The 13,041-nt window shown below is 64.0% G+C and carries 13 protein-coding genes; 2 read left to right on the top strand and 11 right to left on the bottom strand.

What is annotated here, in order from left to right:
* Positions 1 to 3: 3 nt before the first annotated feature.
* The 6 genes from ETQ85_RS07865 to ETQ85_RS07840 all read right to left on the bottom strand — a co-directional run bounded on the left by ETQ85_RS07865 (position 4) and on the right by ETQ85_RS07840 (position 5,230).
* On the bottom strand, positions 4 to 522 hold the full coding sequence (locus ETQ85_RS07865) for an SRPBCC family protein (protein ID WP_148578491.1): 519 nt from the start codon (positions 520 to 522) through the stop codon (positions 4 to 6).
* 104 nt (positions 523 to 626) lie between these two features.
* Complete coding sequence (locus tag ETQ85_RS07860; RefSeq protein WP_148578490.1) at positions 627 to 1,268, bottom strand: response regulator; 642 nt, start codon at positions 1,266 to 1,268, stop codon at positions 627 to 629.
* On the bottom strand, positions 1,265 to 2,710 hold the full coding sequence (locus ETQ85_RS07855; protein WP_148578489.1) for a HAMP domain-containing sensor histidine kinase: 1,446 nt from the start codon (positions 2,708 to 2,710) through the stop codon (positions 1,265 to 1,267). The genes ETQ85_RS07860 and ETQ85_RS07855 overlap by 4 nt, the downstream gene beginning before the upstream one ends.
* Positions 2,707 to 3,495 carry an energy transducer TonB gene (locus ETQ85_RS07850; RefSeq protein ID WP_148578488.1) on the bottom strand — a complete coding sequence of 263 codons (789 nt, stop codon included), beginning with the start codon at positions 3,493 to 3,495 and terminating at the stop codon, positions 2,707 to 2,709. Before ETQ85_RS07850 ends, ETQ85_RS07855 begins: the two co-directional genes overlap by 4 nt.
* Positions 3,492 to 4,442 carry a quinoprotein relay system zinc metallohydrolase 1 gene (locus ETQ85_RS07845; protein WP_148578487.1) on the bottom strand — a complete coding sequence of 317 codons (951 nt, stop codon included), beginning with the start codon at positions 4,440 to 4,442 and terminating at the stop codon, positions 3,492 to 3,494. Before ETQ85_RS07845 ends, ETQ85_RS07850 begins: the two co-directional genes overlap by 4 nt.
* A 5-nt stretch (positions 4,443 to 4,447) precedes the next feature.
* On the bottom strand, positions 4,448 to 5,230 hold the full coding sequence (locus ETQ85_RS07840; RefSeq protein ID WP_148578486.1) for a quinoprotein dehydrogenase-associated SoxYZ-like carrier: 783 nt from the start codon (positions 5,228 to 5,230) through the stop codon (positions 4,448 to 4,450).
* Positions 5,231 to 5,706: 476 nt separating this feature from the next.
* On the opposite strand from ETQ85_RS07840, the gene ETQ85_RS07835 reads away from it, so the two are divergent.
* A complete protein-coding gene (locus tag ETQ85_RS07835) occupies positions 5,707 to 7,476 on the top strand; it encodes a PQQ-dependent methanol/ethanol family dehydrogenase (protein WP_407058397.1) in 1,770 nt (589 codons plus the stop codon).
* Between the two features lie 65 nt (positions 7,477 to 7,541).
* Here ETQ85_RS07835 and ETQ85_RS07830 read toward each other — a convergent pair whose 3' ends face one another.
* Together ETQ85_RS07830 and ETQ85_RS07825 are read right to left on the bottom strand one after the other, a co-directional pair.
* A complete protein-coding gene (locus ETQ85_RS07830; protein ID WP_148578484.1) occupies positions 7,542 to 8,693 on the bottom strand; it encodes a patatin-like phospholipase family protein in 1,152 nt (383 codons plus the stop codon).
* Positions 8,694 to 8,750: 57 nt separating this feature from the next.
* Positions 8,751 to 10,733, bottom strand: coding sequence for a tetratricopeptide repeat-containing protein (locus tag ETQ85_RS07825; RefSeq protein ID WP_148578483.1), 1,983 nt, complete (start codon positions 10,731 to 10,733; stop codon positions 8,751 to 8,753).
* A gap of 309 nt (positions 10,734 to 11,042) precedes the next feature.
* Between ETQ85_RS07825 and ETQ85_RS07820 the strand changes: the two genes are divergently transcribed.
* Positions 11,043 to 11,243, top strand: a complete 201-nt coding sequence (locus tag ETQ85_RS07820; RefSeq protein ID WP_148578482.1) for a hypothetical protein — start codon at positions 11,043 to 11,045, stop codon at positions 11,241 to 11,243.
* Positions 11,244 to 11,386: 143 nt separating this feature from the next.
* Here ETQ85_RS07820 and ETQ85_RS07815 read toward each other — a convergent pair whose 3' ends face one another.
* The 3 genes from ETQ85_RS07815 to ETQ85_RS07805 all read right to left on the bottom strand — a co-directional run bounded on the left by ETQ85_RS07815 (position 11,387) and on the right by ETQ85_RS07805 (position 12,734).
* Complete coding sequence (locus ETQ85_RS07815) at positions 11,387 to 11,677, bottom strand: PEP-CTERM sorting domain-containing protein (protein WP_187394630.1); 291 nt, start codon at positions 11,675 to 11,677, stop codon at positions 11,387 to 11,389.
* A gap of 156 nt (positions 11,678 to 11,833) precedes the next feature.
* On the bottom strand, positions 11,834 to 12,232 hold the full coding sequence (locus tag ETQ85_RS07810; protein ID WP_148578480.1) for a hypothetical protein: 399 nt from the start codon (positions 12,230 to 12,232) through the stop codon (positions 11,834 to 11,836).
* 40 nt (positions 12,233 to 12,272) lie between these two features.
* Positions 12,273 to 12,734: a hypothetical protein gene (locus ETQ85_RS07805; RefSeq protein ID WP_148578479.1), complete on the bottom strand. Its 462-nt coding sequence runs from the start codon at positions 12,732 to 12,734 to the stop codon at positions 12,273 to 12,275.
* Positions 12,735 to 13,041: the final 307 nt, after the last annotated feature.

Genomic DNA, 13,041 nt, shown 5'->3' with positions numbered 1-13,041 from the left:
GGCTTACTTGGCTTCGAGCTGCTTCTTGAGCGCGTCGAGACCGCTGGTGTAGATGCCGCTGATGGCCTTCTTCGCGCCGGCGTCGTCGGCACCGTCGGCGGGTTTTTCGTCCTTGCGGCGGAAGGTGGACGACCATTCCACATGGCTGCCGCCCTTGCCGGCCTTCACGCTCAGCTTCGACACATAGTCGCTCACCGGCAGCGGAGATTCGACGATGCGGTAGGTGAGGCTGCGCGTGCTGTCGCGGTGGCTGACGAGTTCTTCGATGATCTTGGCGCCGTCCTTGATGGTGACGGTGCGCACGGCGCCCTTCTTGTTGTTGCTGCCCTTGTCGAGCGCGGTGCTGGCGACGGCCGGGTGCCAGCCCAGGTTGTCGAAGTTGCGGATGGCTTCCCACACCTTGGCCGGGGGCGCGGCGATGTCGATCTGTTCCTTCACTTTCAGTTCGGGGCGGGCGGCGAGCACCGGCGCGGAGACGGCGAGGGCCAGGGTGGCGATGAGCAGGGCGGATTTCTTGTTCATGAAGGTCTCGCTGGTTGGGGGAAGGAAACTGTGGGTCGGACTTCAGTCCGACTGCCGCTGGTGGAATCCGTGATGTCGGACTGAAGTCCGACCCACAAAAAAACTTAGACTTCGATCAAACCGGAGCGCACCGCAGCCATGGCCAGTTCGGCCATGTTCTGCAAGCCGAGCTTTTGCTTGATGTGATAGAGGTGGGTACCGACCGTGTTGGGGCTGAGGTGGAAGTCGCTGGCCACTTCGGCCACCGAGCGGCCTTGGGCGAGCTGCAGGAAGACGTTGAACTCCTTGTCGGTGAGCGCTTCGGCCGGGTGTTCGGGGCGGTCGGCGCGGCGCAGGGCGGCGGCGATTTCCGGGTCGATGTAACGCTGGCCGGACGCCACCAGGCCTACCGCGCGGAGCAGTTCGTCTGGCGCGCTGCGCTTGCACAGGTAGCCGGCGGCGCCAGCCTTGAGGGCCCGTTCGGCGGTGATGGCGTCGGCATGGGCCGAGGCGATCAGGATCTTCGCTGCCGGCTTTCTGGTCAGGATGCGTTCCAGCGCGGCGAGGCCGCCGCAGCCGGGCATCGACAGGTCCATCACCAGCACGTCCGGGTCGAGTTCGTGCATGCACAACTGGGCGGCTTCGCCGCTGTCGGCTTCGGCCAGCACGCGGGCACCGACGCCTTCGAGCAGCAGGCGGAAACCCATGCGCACGATGGCGTGATCGTCGGCAAGAATGAGGGTCAGATTGTCGAGGCGGGTGCTCATGATTCGACGGTCTCCGGTGTGGGTTCGATGGATGTGACGGCAAGTGGCAGGCGCGCACGGATGCGGGTGCCGCCGCCGGCCGGACTGCTGATGTCCAGATGGCCCTTGAGTTCGGCGACCCGTTCGCGCATCCCGGCCAGGCCGAAGCCGGACTGGCCGGGGGCCGGCATGATGCCGCGGCCGTTGTCGCTGATTTCGACGGTGAGGCAGTTGCCATCGCGCAGCAAACGGATGCGTGCCTTGCTGGCGAGGGCATGGCGGACGATGTTGGTGCACGATTCCTGCACCACGCGCAGGGCGGTGAGGGTGACCTCGTCCGGCAGGGGGCTGGGGCCGGCGAAGAGTTCGGTGGCCAGTTCGATGTCGTTGTGGCGCTGGCTCCAGGCGCTCAGGTAGGTGCGTACCGCATCGTCGAGGGTTTCCTGGGGGCCGCTGCGCGGCGGGCGCAGGCGGGTGAGCAGGGCGCGCACGTCGCCCTGCATGCGCGAGGCTACGTCGCGGATGACTTCGGCGCTCTGGCGAATGTCGGGGGTGTGTTCGGTGCGCTGGACGATGGCGCCGGCCAGCGCCGCCACGGCGGTGATGCTCTGGCCGAGCTCGTCGTGCAGGTCGCGGGCGATGGCCGTGCGGTCGGCTTCGAGGCGTTCGGTGACGGCGCGGGCCACGGCCTGTTCGTGGCTGAGGCGGACGTTTTCGGCCACCGCCTGGTCGAGGCGCAGGGCCATGCTGTTGAAGGCTTCGGCCAGGTGGGCCAGTTCCGGCGGGCCGTCGACCGGCAGGCGGGTGTCGAAGTTGCCCTGGCCGGTGCGATCAAGGGCGGCCATCACGGTGCCAAGAGGCTTCAGGGCCCGGTCGATGGCGAGCCAGCAGCCGGCAAACAGGCCGACCAGGGCCAGCAGGGCGCGGCCCGCGGCGGCGGCAAGGTCGTCCCACAGATCGATGAGGGCGCGGGAGGCGTCGGGCTGGAGATGGAGGGTCAGGTTGCCGGCGTAAAGGGTGAGGGGTGGCATGTCCGGACCGAGCCAGTGGGCGAACCATGCCGGGGCGTCGCGTCCGGGCTTGTAAGGCGACGGCGGTGAGCGGTAGCGCAGCGCACCGCTGGCGTCGCGGGCTTCGAGCTGATGGGCGCGGATGCGTCCGACGGCGTTGAGGTGAGCCAGCAGGCGGCTTTCGGTCCACGCCGGATCGCCGGTCGCGGTGCCCTGAGCCGAGACGCTCAGCCACTGGGCTGCCACCCGGTGGGCGGCGGTGACTTCCTCGGTAATGGCGGTGCGGGCGTCGCGCACCCACAGGGCGGCCCCGGTGAGTACGAAGGCGGTGGCGAGAGCGGTGAGGACCAGGCTGACCCGCAGGCGCAGGGACAGGCTGCTCGCCAGTGCTTGCTTGTGGTCGGCGTCGTTCATCCCGGTTTGCGTGGCGAGGGCGCCGGCTGTGCTGCTCATGTCGGCTTCTCCAGCTTGTAGTGCACCGGCACGATGATCTGGATTTCGCGGTTTTGCAGGGTTTCCGGCGGGCGTGGCAGCGGGCCGGCGTTGGTGACCAGTTGCACCGCGTTCTGGTCGAGCACTTCGAAGCCGCTGGAATGCACGACCTGGGTGGCGACGATGTTGCCCTTGCGGGCGATGGTGATGCGCAACTGCACTTCGCCTTCCCAGCCGCGCATGGCGGCGATGCGCGGATATTGCTGCTGGCGGGCGAGGGCGCTGGAGAGGCTGCGCCCGTAGCGTTCGAGCAGTGCCGGATCAAGGGGCTCGTCGGTGTGCGCCGGGGCTGCCGGCGTCGGCTCGGCGCGGACGATGGCGGTGACGGGGGCCGCTGTCGGTGTGACCGGCACTGCTTCCACCGGCGGCGGAGCGACTTTGGCGATGGCTGCGGTGGGCGCCGGCGGGATGGGTTCGGCACGGATGACCGGTGCGGCGGGAGCCGCCGGGCGGGTCAGGATGGGGGCGGGCCTGGGGGCTTCAGTGACGATCCGGCGAGCTGGCGCCGGAGGCTGCACCGGGCTCGCTTCGACGGCGACCGGCGGCGGGCTGGCTGCGGGAAGCGGGGTTGCGGTGTGCAGCACAACCTGCAGCGGCTTCAGGATTTCTTCGCGGTTGTCGGGAAGCGCGCCGTGCTGCCACAGCAGGGCCAGCACATGCAGGCCGACGGAAGCCCCGATGGCCAGCTTGAGCGGGCGGGGCAGGGCTTCGGGTCTGCCGGGCAGGGGCAGCAGCATTGCGTTCATTGAGCGGGTCTCCCGCTGTGTGACAGGGCTTTCAACTCGTAGGCCGGGAAGAGCTGGCCGACCGAGCGCCGGTACTCTGCTTCGACCACGGCCAGACGGCGGAATTCGGCCGGCAGGTCGAGGGCCAGGGCTTCGGTCATGTCGAGGCCGTCTTCGGCGGCCTGGCGCAGGGCCTTGTCGAGCCATGTGAGCCAGGCGCGGGTCTGGCGAATCGGACCGGCATCGAGGCTGACGGGGCCATGGCCGGGCACCAGCACCTTGAAGCCGAGGGTGTCGAGCTGGTCCAGCGAGGCCTGCCAGGCGGGGATGTTGGCGTGGGGTGTGGTCGGGGCGCGGTCGTGGAAGACCAGGTCGCCGGCAAACAGTACGCCGGTGCTGCGGTCGAAGATGGCCAGATCGGCGCCGGTGTGGCCCTTGAGGGCGATCAGTTCGAGCGTGTGGCCGCCCAGTTCCAGGGGGCCGGGGGTAAGGGGTTTGGTCGGGGCGAGCACTTCGGTGCCGGCCATCCAGTCGCCGGCGAGGCGGTACATGTTTTCGTTGAAGCCGCCCCCTTCGCTGTGGATGCCGTGGATGGTTTCGGGCAGGGCGGCGAGGGTATCCGGTGCAAAGGCCTGGTTGCCGAGGAAGTGGTCGGGGTGGTGGTGGGTGTTGAGCACCATCACCACCGGCTTGTCGGTGATGCGGGCGATGGCACGGCGCAGTTGCTCGCCGTAGGCGCGGGACGGGCCGCTGTCGATCACCAGCACGCCGGCCGGGGTGACGATGAAGCCGGTGTTGACGATGTTGCCGCCGTTTTTAAAGCTGAAGTCCTCGTTCAGCCCGGTCAGCACCCAGGTGTCGGCGGCGACGCGTACCGGACGAAGGTCGTAGTTCATGTCGGCGGCGGCGAGCAGCAGTGCCCAGCCGAGGGTGAACAGGGCAACAAGGCTGCGGGCGGATCGGCTCATGGCGCTCACTTTTCAATCGTTGCCGAGATGGCGTTGCCGTTGTTGTCGCGGCCGCTCACCTGGTAGCCGGTGGAGGCGCGGGCGGCGGGAATGTCCACGGTGAACACGGGGTTCTCGGAAAGCGGCTCGAAGCCTTCGATGTGCATCAGCGCCTTGCCCTGTGCGTCGGCGACATCGAGCGCCTGGATATAGAAGGCTGGAATGCCGGCGGCCAGGCCGGTGTCTTCGGGGTGGATGATGCGCAGGCGGATGCGTTCGCCGCCTTCCTTGCGCTCCCAGACGCGGCTGCTCACTTCGCCCAGGCGCTTCTGCCATTCGGGCGAGGCGCTGCCGGCGGAGGGCAGGGTGCAGCCGCCGCCGGTGGTATTCACCCAGGTGCCACCCACGTGCCAGGTGCCGTCGGCGGTGCGGGCCGCGGCGCGTACCGGGGACGATTGCTGCAGCTTGATGCGAAAGCCCAGGCCGGGGTGGGCGCCGGTGGGGCCGAAGCGGACGATGCGGGCGATGGGGTTGAGATCGGCGAAGACCAGCACTTCGGTCACCCCGGGCAGCGCCGCGGCGTCCACGCTGACCGGGACATTCATGGGGTTCTCGGCGGTCAGCGGCGCGCTGACCTTGACCCGCTCGTCGAAGATCACCCTGGCGGTAGCCGGAAAGAGATCCTTGCGCATGTAGCTCCAGTTATGGGAGCCAAGCGGGTCGTTCTGGGCATCGCCCTTCGGTGCGGCAAGGGCAAGGCTGCAGGCCAGCATCAGCGATGCGGCCGCGAGGGCGTGGGGCTTGATCATTCTGTCTCCTGACGGCGGCCTGCTCGATGGCGGCCAGCTCTGTGGTGCAACAGATGCTGCAAGAGCTGTGCCATGAGAATCCAGGCCCTGCCAGCTACCCTGACGGCCTCTGCCGGACGGCTTACAGGCCTTGTGGGCGCGCCTGCGGCCTCGCCGGAGTCCCGCTCTGCACCATGTCCTGCTTCGGATTGTTGCAACTTGGAGCAGTTGATGAGGAATGAAGCATCTGTCTCGCCGGCGCCGTGTCGCGATACACCTGTTGCACCCCCGGCGCTTTTTTTCACAAGGTCCAAGGTCCCGTTTTTTATCGGGAATTTTTCCCGGCTTGTAATTTTTGGTGTGATTGCCGGTGCCGGTGGCACAGCTCTTGCGGATCAGAGGTGCAGCATGGTTCGGTAGGGTCGGGAGGTGGCCGCCCGGATCGTGCTTCAGCACCTTCTATAAGGAGACATTCAATGATCCAAAGGAGCAAAAAAATGAAAAAGCCGTTCGCGATGACCATGATTGCCGCTGCGCTGATGGTCGCGGGCTCTGTCCAGGCGAAAGAAGTAACCGACGCCGACATTGCCAATGACGCCAAGACCACCGGCGATGTGGTCCATTTCGGCCTCGGCCAGCAAGGTCAGCGCTTCAGCACACTCGACAAGGTCAACGTCAAGACCGTCAAGAACCTGGTCCCGGTGTGGTCCTTCTCCTTCGGTGGCGAGAAGCAGCGCGGCCAGGAATCCCAGCCCGTCATTTTCGACGGCAAGATGTACGTGACCGCCTCCTACAGCCGCATCTTTGCGCTCGACGCCAAGACCGGCAAGAAGCTCTGGAAGTACGAGCACCGCTTGCCCGAAGGCATCATGCCTTGCTGTGACGTGGTTAACCGCGGCGCGGCACTGTACGGCGATCTGGTTATCTTCGCGACCCTCGACGCCCAGCTCGTGGCCCTGAACAAGGACACCGGCAAGGTCGTGTGGAAGGAAAAGATCGACGACTACGCCGCCGGCTACTCCGCTTCTGCCGCTCCGCTGATCGTCAAGGGCCTGATCATCACCGGCGTGTCCGGTGGCGAGTTCGGCGTGCAGGGCCGCATGGAAGCCCGCGATGCCAAGACCGGCAAGATGGTGTGGATGCGCCCGACCGTCGAAGGCAACATGGGCTACAAGTGGGTGAACGGCGAGAAGGTCGAAAACGGCATCTCCGGCACCACCAACGCCACCTGGACCGGCGACCTGTGGAAGACCGGCGGCGCAGCCACCTGGAACGGCGCCACCTACGATCCGGAAACCAACCTGGTCTTTGCCGGCACCGGCAACCCGGCCCCGTGGAACAGCCACCTGCGCCCCGGCGACAACCTGTTCTCGTCCGCCACCGTGGCCATCGACCCGGATACCGGCAAGATCGTCTGGCACTACCAGACCACCCCGCACGACGGCTGGGACTTCGACGGCGTGAACGAGTTCGTGTCCTTCGACTACAAGGACCCGAAGACCGGCAAGGTCATCAAGGCGGGCGGCAAGGCTGACCGCAACGGCTTCTTCTTCGTCATCGACCGTACCAACGGCAAGCTGATCAACGCTTTCCCGTTTGTGAACGACATCACTTGGGCCAAGGGCTTCGACCTGAACACCGGTCGTCCGATCTACACCGAAGGTGGCCGTCCGGGTAACCCGGCTGCCGCTGGCGAAGATGGCAAGAAGGGCAAGACCGTGTTCTCGGCACCGTCCTTCCTGGGCGGCAAGAACCAGATGCAGATGGCCTACAACCCGCAGACCGGCCTGTTCTACGTGCCGGCCAACGAATGGGGCATGGACATCTGGAACGAGCCCGTCTCCTACAAGCGCGGTGCGGCCTACCTGGGCGCCGGCTTCACCATCAAGGCCCTGCACGACGACTACATTGGCTCCCTGCGCGCCGTGGATCCGAATGCCGGCAAGATCGTCTGGGAAAACAAGAACTACGCTCCCCTGTGGGGCGGTGTCCTGACCACCGCTGGCAACCTGACCTTCTACGGTACCCCCGAAGGCTACCTGAAGGCCCTGGACGCCAAGACCGGCAAGGAAGTCTGGTCCTTCCAGACCGGCTCCGGCGTGGTCGCTCCCCCGGTTACCTGGATGGAAGGCGGCGAGCAGTACGTGGCCGTGGTTTCCGGCTGGGGCGGCGCTGTTCCCCTGTGGGGCGGCGACGTGGCCCGTCGCGTGAACTTCCTGGAGCAGGGCGGTTCCGTGTGGGTGTTCAAGCTGCACACCGGCAAGTAATTTCCGCTGGATGTAAAACGGCCCGGTCGAGCAATCGACCGGGCCGTTTTTTTATGTGGCACCTGTCAGACGAAACCCTTCAGGTGCGTCCTGATATCGACGTACTTCTTCGCGAATTCGATGCCCACCTTGCCGATGTCGTCCATGTGCTCGATGGCGTCGAGGCGTTGCACATCGGCGGCCTTGATGGTGCCGAGGCCCAGGTCGTCGAGGCCCTTCTGGCTGACGTCCGGGTCGTAGCGCACGTAGGCGAACTGCTTGGTACCGGAAGAGCTGCCTGCGCCGATCATGTTGCCGAACTCCCGGTCGATGTCCCCACCGAAGCGGCATTCCCCGACTACCCGGCAGGCCATGTCCCAGCCGGCGCTGGCCGCGTTCATCAGCGCGCCGGGCAGGTTCTTGGCATTGTCCACCAGCCACATGTCCTCGGGCTTCAGGTCGGGGCGGGCATTGGCCGCACTGCCCGTACCCACCGAAACGATCAGCAACTGGTCGGTGCCAGTCGTCCAGTTCATCTTGTAGGGCGCTGCGGTGGCCATCTGGAAAGCCAGGAAGGCGGCGTTGTTGTAGGTGGTGACACCGCCGTCCACGAAGACAAAGGTATAGGCGTGTTCGTCATCCTCTTCACCGAAGCGCACCACCTCCGGCGGAAAGTAGGTGGGGGCCGCGGTGCTGGCGCGCACCAGTTGCCACAGGGGCAAGTCGAGGTTGCAGTCCTGGCGATCGCGCTGGTTGTAGTGGGCGAAGGGATTGTTGCTGACCGGCCAGGGTGAATCGGTGGTGGCATTGCGCATCACCATCATCAGTACCGACCGCAGCCCGGGGCTGCCGAGGGTGGTGTCCTTGCCCAGCGCGGTGCTGAAGGCCGTCTGCAGCTTCCGGGCCAGCGGCTCCTTGTTGTAGGCATAGTGCAGGCGCTTGAAGAGCGAGGCCTTGTCGAACATCTGCTTGCCGCTGTCCTTGTAGAAGGTGCGGATCTGCGCCGTGCTCATTCCGGCCGCAATGCACGCGGCAATGATCGCCCCGGTGCTGGTGCCGCAGACAAAGTCGAAGTAGTCGCACAGAAGCAGGTCCGGCTTGCCCGTTGCGCTGCGCAGGTCGGCCTCCAGCCTGGCGAGGATCTCGACACTCAGCAGGCCGAGAATGCCGCCGCCGTCGCAAGAGAGAATCTTCTTGGGGCCGGGGGCGGTGATGCGGTTTTCAAGCGGGGTGGGCATGGCAGCTCCTTTCAGGGCATGGGGGGCAAGCGTTACTTCCTCGGGCTTAAGCGCGCATCACCACATCTTCCGGGTATCCAGCCAGGTCACCTGCCCGGTGCGCTTCTTCACTTCCTTCATCATGTGCTCGGTTCCGCCTGGTCCGTCGCCGCCGCCACCGTTCCACAGGCAAAGGAAGCGGGTGCGGGCGATGCCTTTGGCGAGGGTGCTGTAGAGGAGCCACAGGTTGCAGCGCTCGAAGGGGTTCATCTCCTTGCCTTCGCTGTCTTTCGGCAGGGGCCCAAGCACTTCGGGCATGACGCGTGGGGGCTGGCACAGGGGGTTGTCGCGCAGCGTGTAGTAGCGCTTGCGCCAGACCTCGCCGCCGTCGGCGGGAAGGATGGATTGTTCGATGAAGTCGGGCTCGGGCAGGGGCAGCAGGAGCTGCACCTTGATGTTGCGCGCGATGCAGGCTTCGGCGAAGAGAAGATCGCCACCGGAAGCGCCCTGGGTGAGCGCCAGGTCCTTGTCGCTGGCGCCCAGATCGGCGAGGGCCTTGTCGATGGCGGCGGCGGCGATGGCTTCCTTGTCGGCGGGGAAGCGGGCTTCCTTGCGGCCGGGGGTGTCGATCATGTGCCCGGAAAAGAGGAAGACCTTTTCCGGTTGCCATTCCTGTTCCGGGGGCTGGAGGCGGGCGAGGGCCCGCTCGAAGGTGGCGATGCCGGCGGCAACCGTGTCGGGGGCAAAGCCGATGGCCGCGAGCAGCCGCAGTTGCGAGAGGGTTGAGTCGAGGGCGAACCAGTCCTTGTCGGCGCAGGCAATGGCGGCTTTGTAGGCGCTGCCGACGGCGAGCGGATCGCCCTGCAAAATGCTCAGATCGCCAAGCGTGGCCTTGGCCCAGAAGAGTTCACTCTCGTCCTGCTGGCAAGCGGCGGCCCAGGCGATGCCGCCGGCCATGCTGGCGGCTTCGGCGTCAAAGCGCGGCTTGCCGGTGAGGTCGCGGTAAAGGTGCATCAGGGTGACGGCGTTGATGCCCGAGTAGTAGTGGCCGGGGGCGTGGCGGTAGGCGGTGGCATAGCTGTCGATGGCCATCAGGAGCAGGGCGTCCTCGTAGCCGGCGTCGTCGCGCTTTTGTTCTGCGCTGCTGTCCTTGCGATTCCAGGCTTCGACCCAGGTGTCCTTGTCGAGGCGGCCGAGGAGAGACCAGGTTTCGACGTCGGAAGGGTGTTCGGCGAGGATCTTCTTGTAGATGGCGCGGGCATCGTCCAGGCGCCCGAGGCGCTGCAGGCACACGCCGTGCTGGCGCGCCGCATCGACGTTGGCCGGGTCGAAGGCGCAGGCGAGTTCAAGCTGTTCGAGGGCGAAGTTGAAGTGCCGGCCCTTGAGCAGGGCCTTGCCGGCCTTGAGGCGGGCTTCGACGCGCAGGGCGGTGACCGGCGCTTCATCGGCCAGAACAAGAATGTCTTCCGGATGGCCGGCCTTGCGGGCGCGTTCGATGAGGGCGGCCCAGTCATCGTAGTTGGCCCAGAACTCCCGCGCCTTGCCGATACGCAGGGTTTTCCAGTCCGGCTCGACGAGGTTGGGCAGCAGCGAATACACCGGGCTTATCGGGTTGCCATGCCACTCGGCGAGGGTGGCGCGGGTCATCTCGGCAATTTTCCGGATGTCGGTTTCCAGCCGCGCCGGGTCCGGGGCGCCGTTGCTGAGCGCGTAGGTGTATTTGCGGTTGGTGTAAATGTCGAAGGGCTTGCTGGCCCGCGGCCCGTTCACCAGGACCACACCACGGCTGCGCAGGGCATGGCGTACGCCCAGTTCGTACCACACGTTGGGATTGTCGGCGGTCAGGTCCACCAGCACCAGGTCGGCCATCAGCAGTTCCTGGAACATGTCGACAAGGATGTCGCCGGCGCCTTTTTCCTCGTCGGCCCGGATGATATCGAGACCGGCCAGTTCGAGGGCGGGCTTGATCAGGCTGCTGTAGATCAGGTCAAAATCGGTCGGTTTGCCGTAGGTATCCGGCTTGGTGCCGAAGGGCATGGCGACGAAGGCATGGAGTTTCACTGCGGGCTCCCGGGAACGACAACAGACTTATTTAAATGGATTGATCCATCTTAGTTGCCCCACCGACCGGCTGCCAGACTGTCGTTCCGCAGGGGGAGGGCACCACGATGAACGACGCACAGAGGCCGGCATTGCGCCGGATGTTCATGTTGATTAATCCCCACCTTGGGCCCACCCGAGTCGACATCTGCCGCCTCTGCTAAGGGATCCGGTGGTGCGTATGTCGAACAGGATGCGATCGCTTCCCCCGTCCGGTTTGGGTCGCATGGTGGGGGCTGTGTGTGCGATGGCTTCGCCAATGGCGTGTGGGTGCGTCACATTGCCAATCTGGTCGGTCAACTTGGCAATGTGACACACCAGATTGATGATCTGGCAGACCATGTTGTCAAGTTGACAGGTCCGATTGGCAATCTGGTTCGTCACATTGCTTCTTTGGTGCGTCCGATTGGCAATTGGACAGGGCAAATTGCCAAGTTGATGGGGCGTGATGGCAATGATGGTTATGCCTGAACGGGAGTGTCAGAAACTTTGTGTTCGAGGCGGTTTTGGGGATTCTTGCCCCGGAAAGAAAAACCGGCCTGGTGGCCGGCCATTAAAATGGATACTTGACGAAGAAGTCCTTGGAAAAGCTTAGGCAATACTCTGGTTGCCGCTTACCGCGCGGTGGTGCGCAATCGACGCAAGGCAGTCAGGCCGATGATCAGTAGTGCAATGCTGCTAGGTTCCGGCACTGCAGTCACGACGATATCTTCAGACAAACCAAATACAGAGACGCCAGGAAAGTCGATGGCTGGATCAAACCCAGATCCAATAGTGACGAAGATACTCGACCAAGACGCGGGGTCGCCAAGTCCTGTCAGCTTGAGCGCATCATCTGGAGAAACGATTTCGCCGAATACCAAGCTGCCGACACTGGCTGGCGTAAAAGGCAGGTCTATGATCAAAACATCCAGGGCACTGATAGGAAACTCTTGTATCGACCCGGGGAGGGGGTCGGGTGACACTGTGAGGCCGCCATGCTTGGCGCAGCCTTTGAAATCGAAATCAGGGCCATTCGCCCCTGTAAAGGAAATTACGGTTCCATCGTTGCATTTTATGCCTCAGTTGTCGGTGAGCTCTCCGGTGCGCCAATTCCTGAATCTGGTGGCTTCCCACGCTAAGGCAGGGCTCGCGGTCAGCGCGACAACTGCGGACACCAAGGTGAGTACGACGAAAGTCCGCATGGTTTTCATCAGTCTGGCCCAGCTTGTCGTAAACATGATCTCTTCTCCTTTGCGTCGGTAATGCCCTAACAAGGGCCCGGGCTTGGCTTGATGTTTGGCTTGCCCTAGGTAGCGGGGATCATGATGACGATAGCCATTGCCAAAAATATAGGCATCGATCTGGCTGTCTGCAAGTTTGATTAGAGAGAGGCAGTCTCTGTCTGTCGGATCCGTCGCGTGCGTGCAGAGGTCAGGAAGGGAGCACAGGAAAGAAAAACCGGCCTGCCGGCCGGTCATTGGAAACGGTGGTACTTGACGGGGAAGTGCTTGGAAAGGGCTAGGTATCGCTGTGCCGCGCCTGTCTCCCGAAAGCTAGCGACGCGGCAAGCAGCAGGAACGTGGTGACCGGAAGAATGAATATAGAGACGGTGCTAGGTGGCGCGCCGACAAAAGCTGTTGTTGTGGGCAAGACCGAAGCAAGAAGTGCAAAAGGAATCATGATTGCGTCGCCGGGACCATTGGTCCTTACAAGCATGTAGAGGCCGAGCGCGTTAATCAGATGTACACCGGCCATAGCTGCAACAAGTATTGCTAAAAATTTCGGCAGCCGTCCCTGGCGTGCATGTGCCAAGCCTGCTGCAGCGCAACTTGCGCCCACAAGAGCAAGCATGCTCACTGGGCGAGATTGTCCCATGTGGTCGATCCATTGATAGCCACCAATCCACTTGGCAATGATGGTTATGCCTGAAAGCCAGCCTGCGGCAACTATGAGCCAGAAGGGAAGTAGTAAGAAGCGCATATTCCGATGCCTAACGTTTTAATTCACCGAACTGCGCGCTTTTTGGCGCAGGTCCGCGTGGATGATGGGTTGTGGCCTCTTGGTATTTGTCATATGGACTGAGCCGTGCAACCAGCAAGAAAGGCAAGGATGATGGGTGTCGCCAATAGTCTATGAGTCATGAGTGTTTCTTTAGGGTTTATGTGTTTTAGATTAAACGCTATATCCTATTTCATGACAAGTGGCACCCTCTGGCATGGGCAGGCTGGAGGTGGAGGCGTTTCTGGAGGCGTGGCGATGGAGCGCAACGTTAGCAGGCCGATGCAAA

The organism is Zoogloea oleivorans (genome assembly GCF_008107625.1).
GTDB classification, from domain to species: domain Bacteria; phylum Pseudomonadota; class Gammaproteobacteria; order Burkholderiales; family Rhodocyclaceae; genus Zoogloea; species Zoogloea oleivorans.
Note: the sequence above shows the minus strand (reverse complement) of the source record. Positions and strands in the feature narration are given on the sequence as shown.

What these genes read in the sequence shown, in the direction of transcription:
- ETQ85_RS07865 (WP_148578491.1), bottom strand. Translation starts at nt 522, where the DNA reads ATGAACAAGAAATCCGCCCTGCTCATCGCCACCCTGGCCCTCGCCGTC.
- ETQ85_RS07860 (WP_148578490.1), bottom strand. Translation starts at nt 1,268, where the DNA reads ATGAGCACCCGCCTCGACAATCTGACCCTCATTCTTGCCGACGATCAC.
- ETQ85_RS07855 (WP_148578489.1), bottom strand. Translation starts at nt 2,710, where the DNA reads ATGAGCAGCACAGCCGGCGCCCTCGCCACGCAAACCGGGATGAACGAC.
- ETQ85_RS07850 (WP_148578488.1), bottom strand. Translation starts at nt 3,495, where the DNA reads ATGAACGCAATGCTGCTGCCCCTGCCCGGCAGACCCGAAGCCCTGCCC.
- ETQ85_RS07845 (WP_148578487.1), bottom strand. Translation starts at nt 4,442, where the DNA reads ATGAGCCGATCCGCCCGCAGCCTTGTTGCCCTGTTCACCCTCGGCTGG.
- ETQ85_RS07840 (WP_148578486.1), bottom strand. Translation starts at nt 5,230, where the DNA reads ATGATCAAGCCCCACGCCCTCGCGGCCGCATCGCTGATGCTGGCCTGC.
- ETQ85_RS07835 (WP_407058397.1), top strand. Translation starts at nt 5,707, where the DNA reads ATGAAAAAGCCGTTCGCGATGACCATGATTGCCGCTGCGCTGATGGTC.
- ETQ85_RS07830 (WP_148578484.1), bottom strand. Translation starts at nt 8,693, where the DNA reads ATGCCCACCCCGCTTGAAAACCGCATCACCGCCCCCGGCCCCAAGAAG.
- ETQ85_RS07810 (WP_148578480.1), bottom strand. Translation starts at nt 12,232, where the DNA reads ATGACCGGCCGGCAGGCCGGTTTTTCTTTCCTGTGCTCCCTTCCTGAC.
- ETQ85_RS07805 (WP_148578479.1), bottom strand. Translation starts at nt 12,734, where the DNA reads ATGCGCTTCTTACTACTTCCCTTCTGGCTCATAGTTGCCGCAGGCTGG.